Source organism: Mycobacterium simiae (assembly GCF_008370645.1).
Classification (GTDB): domain Bacteria; phylum Actinomycetota; class Actinomycetes; order Mycobacteriales; family Mycobacteriaceae; genus Mycobacterium; species Mycobacterium simiae_A.
This window is the reverse complement of sequence record NZ_VTZN01000473.1, coordinates 1-659: the sequence shown is the minus strand read 5'-3', so window position 1 is coordinate 659 and position 659 is coordinate 1. Positions and strand designations below refer to the sequence as shown.

Here is a 659-nt window from a genome sequence, read left to right as displayed (position 1 = left end):
GGCCAGCGAACGATTGCGGTGCCAACCCGCCGCCAACCCCGAGTCCGCATTTTACGTTTTGGGTCGAACAATTTAAAGAAATTGCCGATCGTCACTACCGCCGGAACCAAAGTAAGTGCGGCCAGCACCACAACCAAAATCCCGATTGCGCTGGGGGCGCCCATCGTTTGAAAGTATGGGAGTCGGGCAAAACTCAGGCAATACATTGCCCCGGCAATGGTGAGACCAGAGCCGAGGACCACATGAACGGTACTCTGAAACATGGTGTAGAACGCTTGTTCTCGGTCCTCACCCAGACCGCGGGCCTCCTGGTATCGGCCCAGGAAAAAGATCGCATAATCCGTCCCGGCGGCAATCGCCAACAACACCAATAGATTGACGGCAAAGGTCGATAGCGCAATAAAGTTATGATAAGCCAGAAAAGCGACAACACCTCGCGATGCCAGCAGCTCGATGGCAACCATCACCATCACCAGGACTGTTTGGACAATAGAACGGTACACAAAAAGTAGCATGACGATAATCACCAGGAATGTGATAATGGTGACCCTTTGAATACTTTTGTCGCCGGCCTCAGACTGGTCAGCAGTGAGGGCGGCCCCTCCGGTGACATAGGCCTTGACCCCGGGTGGCGGCGGCACGCTGTCGACTATCTTGCG

1 protein-coding gene is annotated in these 659 nt (G+C 54.8%); it reads right to left on the bottom strand.

Annotated features, from left to right (window positions below; genetic code table 11):
- On the bottom strand, positions 1-659 hold a 659-nt coding region (locus F0Q45_RS26490; RefSeq protein WP_149656650.1), incomplete at both ends, for an MMPL family transporter.